Origin of the sequence: Psychrobacter sp. CAL346-MNA-CIBAN-0220 (genome assembly GCF_040309805.1) — a bacterium.
Classification (GTDB): Bacteria; Pseudomonadota; Gammaproteobacteria; order Pseudomonadales; family Moraxellaceae; genus Psychrobacter.
Window position 1 is genome coordinate 1 of sequence record NZ_JBEOPF010000013.1, and the last position, 3,922, is coordinate 3,922.

Annotated in this window: 4 protein-coding genes; 1 reads left to right on the forward strand and 3 read right to left on the reverse strand. The window is 44.4% G+C overall.

Annotated features, from left to right (window positions below; all coding sequences use genetic code 11):
• Nucleotides 1-905 (reverse strand): MobA/MobL family protein (locus AAEY88_RS12415; protein ID WP_350562870.1); only part of this gene is annotated, 905 nt, incomplete at its 3' end.
• Nucleotides 906-1,136: 231 nt separating this feature from the next.
• Here AAEY88_RS12415 and AAEY88_RS12420 point away from each other — a divergent pair.
• On the forward strand, nucleotides 1,137-1,538 hold the full coding sequence (locus AAEY88_RS12420) for a hypothetical protein (RefSeq protein WP_350562872.1): 402 nt from the start codon (nucleotides 1,137-1,139) through the stop codon (nucleotides 1,536-1,538).
• 389 nt (nucleotides 1,539-1,927) lie between these two features.
• Here AAEY88_RS12420 and AAEY88_RS12425 read toward each other — a convergent pair whose 3' ends face one another.
• Nucleotides 1,928-2,872, reverse strand: a complete 945-nt coding sequence (locus AAEY88_RS12425) for a replication initiation protein (protein WP_350562874.1) — start codon at nucleotides 2,870-2,872, stop codon at nucleotides 1,928-1,930.
• Nucleotides 2,873-3,196: 324 nt separating this feature from the next.
• Nucleotides 3,197-3,922: hypothetical protein (locus tag AAEY88_RS12430; RefSeq protein ID WP_350562876.1), on the reverse strand; the 726-nt coding region annotated here is incomplete at its 5' end.

Genomic DNA, 3,922 nt, shown 5'->3' on the forward strand with positions numbered 1-3,922 from the left:
TGTTCTTGGGCTTTAGCCTTTGCCTGTTCTTGGGCTTTAGCCTTTGCCTGTTCTTGGGCTTTAGCCTTTGCCTGTTCCGCTTGGCGTTGCTCTCGTTCTCGCTGACTATTAGCTTTTATTATCTGCTGTATTAGTACGTCACGTATCGGGCGGTCAATCTCTTTTGCTACGTCTTTTGTGGCTTGCTCGGCTTGCTCTCGTACCTCCAATTCTGAGATATACGCTTGCTTAATCTCGGGCTTTTTAAGTTGGGTCATGCTGAGGTTTGTCGGCTCTCGGTCTATGCCCTGCTCTTTTAGTGATTTCATACTAATACGCTCACTATGCCCTGCACGCTCTAGGTCTTGGTTGCACAATTCTTCCCATCTGTTGCGTTGGTCTTTTAGGTCTTGCTTGCGTTCTGAAGGTTTTATACCAGTGTTAGCCTTTTTTGCTCCGCCACGCTCGGGGTGCTTGCTGTTGTACCGTTTAAAATACTGCTCTGGGTCACGCTCTACCCCATCTCTTGTACGCTCACTAAACATAATATGAGCATGGGGCTGTTCCTTGCCATCCATAGCAGGGGGGTTGTGTATAGCGTACTGGTAAGCGTGCTTATCGCCTATCTCTTTATCTATCCATTCTTTAATAAGATTATGGCGTTGGTCGCTGTCTAATTCACGAGGTAAAGCAATAACGTGTTCCCTGTATGTACTGCCGTTCTTGCGTTCGTGTTCATCTGCCGACTGCCAAAAGTAATTAGGGTTATGCTCTGCCCACGCAGGCATATTGCCATGCCCTGTATGTTCTAACCTTTCTTGGCTGTTGCTCTCTTTTTCATACTTTCCTTCCCTAGCAATGTATTGGGCGTGAGGGGATGCCTTGCCCTTACTTCCTACACCTACGCTTAACATTGGTATTGCCATTTTCTTTTACTCTTTTTCTTAGTTAGGCGATAGCCTAATTGGGGATTGCAAAGGGGGTTTTATCCCTTGCCACGTTGTTTCTAGTTTATGTACCGATAGGGGAATAAAATAGAAACGTCTAAACGTGCCTTGTTTCCTCAACAAGGCTTAAAAACCAATCAGCTAGTCACTATTAATGCCCTATGATAAACTCAACTCAATACCAACGCAACTATCAATAAAGGACTGAATATGGCTACCATTGATACGAATTATCTCGATGATTTAATTAAACGCTTTAGAGGCTACAAGTCGATTACTGACACCCAATCTCTTATCATCGTGTTAGGTGAACAAGCCAATAGAGATAAGGAAGATAACCGTAAGTTAGCCGTGTTACTGAAAGCTGAGAAAAAAGCTGATGAACTTGCAAAGGCTCGGGCAACTGCTAGACGGTTGATGGATGCTGAGAAGTCAAAGACTAGGAAAATAGAGACAAGACGCAAAATAATTTGGATGAGTGCGATTGAGACAATGGCTAATGAGGACGCTGAAAATGAGCGTATGCTGCAACAGCTAAGGGTTAAAGCGTTTAACGAGGGTTATGTATCAGATAGAGACAAGGACGCTGTGAAGGCTGATGTAGGGCTATAGAATTAGTCTAATCTAGGTTGATTTCTTCTTGTCCGTTTTTCTTGAACAAGAGAGTAAGAAATAACGGACGCTCTTAAATGGGCTACAAGGGCTTAGAAATTGTTAAATGATACTAGGGTAGCCAAGACACTAAATAAACAGCAGGAAGGGCGTTATTTTAGCCAAATAAGCATATAATCAAGGTAGGTTTGAAAGGATAGATACGAAACGGTAGGACATTAGGCTTGTTGGCAGAGTCACGGCAATCGACTGCGGTCGATTGAAAAAGACTGATTAATTTTTGATGATTTTGGGCATGAGCAGGACAGCATGAAAATTGATTAGCTGAGCTTAACGGCAACCCTCAAAAAACCCTTCGGGCTATTATCTGATTATGGGATGTCCCTTTTTTACTTTTTCATCTTCCGTAAGCCCCACCGTGTAAGGGTTTTGGTCGTTACGCCTAACTCCTTTGAAATGACCGTCTTTTTAATGCCTTTTTGGTGCATTTCTAGGGCTTGTTTTTGCTTGTCAGTGCTATCACCCCATCTTATTTTTGAGCGATGGCTTTGAAGCTCTGACCATGCTTTATGGCTTGCTATGAAGTCCTTCCGTGTGCAGTATCGGGCGATGCTGCGGACAATGTGTTTTAGCTCATTAGGGAATAGGGGTACATCAAAACGCTGATTATACTGCTCTGCAATAGGCTGTAGCTGCCTTACAAGCTCGCTATAAGGCGCAGATGTTAAGGCATAACCGTATGGTCTAACGTGTTCAAATACTGAGTAGTTACGCCCATAGCCTTCGTCATTGGCTGGCTCTTGCGCTTGATAAAGCTCTAGGTCTAAGTTTTCGGCAAGCTCGGCAATAGTGTAAGAGGGCTTAGCCCCTGTCAAATATACATCGTGCGAAGTGTGGCAAGGGTTTTTAACTAGGTTACCACCATAGCTTTTGTCTGCCTCTAAGGCTAATCGTAGGGCTTTTTGCACACTGGCAAGATATCGCATCGCCTTTTGGCTTGATTTGCGCCAGTTACCCACTGGCGTTGTTAGCCTATAGGCGTAGTGGGCGTGTCCGTTTTCGGGATTTTTGATAATAATCTGCGGACGTGGTAACCCCTTATCGTGGTAAGCGAATAGGGCTTGTGGGTCGTCAATATCAAAGACAAGCCACTTGATAATCTCGGGGTGATTGGGTTGTATGTAGGCGTGTTTTATAGCGTGTGATTTGGTGCGGATGTGGCTAAAACCCTTGTCATTAGTGCAATAGGGGTTAGTCGCTAAGTCTGCGTAGAATTGGGCTAGAGTGCTGACGTTCTGCCAGTCGGTCGGGTCTATTTGTTTGATTGCGTACACTATAAAATTTCAGTTTTGCATCAGGTAGTAGTATGGGTTACTTAAAAATTACTGAAACCTATCCCACCAAATACAAAAAAGCCTTGTTTTAGTGTGTGCGACCAACTAAAATACACAAATCGATTCGTGGTTTTTGGTGGTCGCACACTGAGAATTACATTAAGCCCTAACAGCGTCCAACTGTTGGGGCTTACTCGTTTCTAGCGTTTGAGTTTACGCTCATTTACGCCTTGATGTAAAGGTCGAGTATTAGCCAAGATCAAGCGGGGCATTTTCCGCTTGTCCTGGCTAATACTTGACCCAACAACCGAAGGGCGTTAGTTCTTACCAGACTATATCCCTCTCTTTCGTCTGCACCTGCTCTTGTTCTTGGGGCTTATTTAACTGCTCTAGTTCCTGCTGTAGCCTTTGCGTTTCCTTATCCCATGCCGTCGCTTTATAATCTGCTTGTGCAAGGTCGGGGCGTTGCTCTTTGATTGCTTGATGATGCTCATAACGGCTATATTCTGATAGGCTCATTCTTTGTTTATCGACCAGTTCACGCTCTTTAAGCTCTATTGTTTGTTGATGTGTTCGCAACTCCATTCCATATGCCGTTAGGTTAGATTGATGGGTTTTCTTGTTCATAAAAACCCCTTTGGTTGGCTCTACTGGTGGCTTGTCTTTGATCGCTTTAATCTCTGCCTTAATCTTGGCAAACTCTTTTTGCTGTAGCTGTCTAGCGTATTCACGCACCGCTTGAAAATACTCTTTTGCTGCTTGTTCATAAGGGTTTTGGCGGTTTTCTAACTTCTCAATTAGGACGGTTTTAGGGTCATTCTGTGGCGGTCTTGGCGTGGGCTTGGGGCGTGCCTGTTCTTGAGCTTTAGCCTTTGCCTGTTCTTGAGCTTTAGCCTTTGCCTGTTCTTGAGCTTTAGCCTTTGCCTGTTCTTGAGCTTTAGCCTTTGCCTGTTCTTGGGCTTTAGCCTTTGCCTGTTCTTGGGCTTTAGCCTTTGCCTGTTCTTGGGCTTTAGCCTTTGCCTGTTCTTGGGCTTTAGCCTTTGCCTGTTC

Coding starts and splice junctions, on each gene's coding strand:
- AAEY88_RS12420 (WP_350562872.1), top strand. CDS start 1,137: ATGGCTACCATTGATACGAATTATCTCGATGATTTAATTAAACGCTTT.